Here is a 2,500-nt window from a genome sequence, read left to right on the forward strand (position 1 = left end):
CGGCGCGGCTTGAGGGTTTTGGGTTGTATTTCCGGCGGGCTGTTTGTGTGCTGGCGCGCTTAGTTTAAGCTTTTTAACGTCAAAAAGCCCCGCGGCTTAGGCCAGCGGGGCTTTGTTGAATTGGTTGCGGGGGCAGGATTTGAACCTGCGGCCTTCAGGTTATGAGCCTGACGAGCTACCGGGCTGCTCCACCCCGCGTTACCCGGTTTTTGCCGTTAGGCAAAATACCGTAAGGACTGCAGCGTCCTGAACGCTTTTCCCGGTCCGGTTTTTGCCGAAGGCAAAATACCATTGGATGCGAAGACCTCACATCCGAGATTTCAAAATGCATAAAGGCCGCTTAGAGCGGCCCTTTGGTTTCGGCAGGGCCGAATGCGTGTCGAGAAGATCGTCGTCGGTATTTTACCTAGCGGTAAAAACCTGTTCACATTGCCTTTAGCAGACCTGGCAGCGACCTACTCTCCCGCGTCTTAAGACGAAGTACCATTGGCGCTGGGGCGTTTCACGGCCGTGTTCGGAATGGGAACGGGTGCGGCCACCCCGCCATAACCACCAGGTCGGCTAAGGGCAATGTGATGAGAAGCTGGTAGAGGAAGAGACTTCCTCGTTTGTCTTATTTTATGAACACATCTTGGTCATTTTCCCTCGTTTTGAGGGTTGATGAGCATGAACAATGAGAACGATCAAGCCAATCGAGCTATTAGTACCGGTAAGCTTCATGCATTGCTGCACTTCCACACCCGGCCTATCAACGTGGTCGTCTTCCACGGCTCTCAAGGGAATACTCGTTTTCAGGTTGGTTTCCCGCTTAGATGCCTTCAGCGGTTATCCATTCCATATATAGCTACCCTGCTATGCCGTTGGCACGACAACAGGTCCACCAGAGATATGTCCATCCCGGTCCTCTCGTACTAGGGACAGATCCTGTCAATATTCCTACACCCACGGCAGATAGGGACCGAACTGTCTCACGACGTTCTGAACCCAGCTCACGTACCGCTTTAATTGGCGAACAGCCAAACCCTTGGGACCTGCTCCAGCCCCAGGATGCGATGAGCCGACATCGAGGTGCCAAACAACCCCGTCGATATGGACTCTTGGGGGTCATCAGCCTGTTATCCCCGGCGTACCTTTTATCCGTTGAGCGATGGCCCTTCCACGCGGGACCACCGGATCACTATGACCGACTTTCGTCTCTGCTCGACTTGTCAGTCTCGCAGTCAGGCGGGCTTATGCCATTGCACTCGACGACCGATTTCCGACCGGTCTGAGCCCACCATCGCGCGCCTCCGTTACTCTTTCGGAGGCGACCGCCCCAGTCAAACTACCCACCATACACTGTCCCGGACCCGGATGACGGGCCGCGGTTAGACATCCATGACGATAAGGGTGGTATTTCAAGGATGGCTCCACAAGAACTGGCGTCCCTGCTTCAAAGCCTACCACCTATCCTACACATGCCGACACGAATGCCAGTGTAAAGCTATAGTAAAGGTGCACGGGGTCTTTCCGTCTAACCGCAGGAACCCCGCATCTTCACGGGGAATTCAATTTCACTGAGTCTCTGCTGGAGACAGCGGGGAAGTCGTTACGCCATTCGTGCAGGTCGGAACTTACCCGACAAGGAATTTCGCTACCTTAGGACCGTTATAGTTACGGCCGCCGTTTACTGGGGCTTCGATTCAAAGCTTGCACCTCTCCTCTTAACCTTCCAGCACCGGGCAGGCGTCAGACCCTATACGTCGTCTTGCGACTTCGCAGAGCCCTGTGTTTTTGATAAACAGTCGCTACCCCCTGGTCTGTGCCACCCCAAAACACTTGCGTGCATTGGGGTCACGCTTCTTCCGAAGTTACGCGTGCAATTTGCCGAGTTCCTTCAGCAGAGTTCTCTCAAGCGCCTTGGTATACTCTACCTGACCACCTGTGTCGGTTTCGGGTACGGTCTATACGGTGGAGCTATTTCCTGGAACCGCTTCCCCGCCCAGACAATCCAATAAGTCTGAACAAGTTACGCAATCCGTCACTACCACCAGGCCCACGAATATTAACGTGGTTCCCATCGACTACGCGTTTCCGCCTCGCCTTAGGGGCCGGCTAACCCTGCTCAGATTAACTTTAAGCAGGAACCCTTGGTCTTTCGGCGAGAGGGTCTCTCACCCTCTTTATCGTTACTCATGTCAACATTCGCACTTCCGATACCTCCAGGAGCCCTCACGGGTCTCCCTTCACAGGCTTACGGAACGCTCCGCTACCACTGGACTTGCGTCCAATCCTCAGCTTCGGTGCATGGCTTTAGCCCCGTTACATTTTCGGCGCAAAGACCCTTATTTAGACCAGTGAGCTGTTACGCTTTCTTTAAATGATGGCTGCTTCTAAGCCAACATCCTGGTTGTTTTGGGATCCTCACATCCTTTCCCACTTAGCCATGACTTGGGGACCTTAGCTGGAGGTCAGGGTTGTTGCCCTTTTCACGACGGACGTTAGCACCCGCCGTGTGTCT

General features: G+C 54.1%; 1 tRNA gene and 2 rRNA genes (1 of these 3 cut by a window edge). All 3 read right to left on the reverse strand.

The features are described 5' to 3' along the window. Positions 1–121: 121 nt before the first annotated feature. Positions 122–198, reverse strand: a tRNA-Met gene (locus MUU55_RS28975). A 244-nt stretch (positions 199–442) separates the two neighbouring features. After that, positions 443–557 (reverse strand): 5S ribosomal RNA (gene rrf / locus MUU55_RS28980). Positions 558–679: 122 nt separating this feature from the next. Further along, positions 680–2,500, reverse strand: a 23S ribosomal RNA gene (locus MUU55_RS28985) (it continues 975 nt past the right edge of the window).

It is taken from the genome of Shinella curvata, from assembly GCF_022899935.1.
In the GTDB taxonomy this organism is placed as follows: domain Bacteria; phylum Pseudomonadota; class Alphaproteobacteria; order Rhizobiales; family Rhizobiaceae; genus Shinella; species Shinella curvata.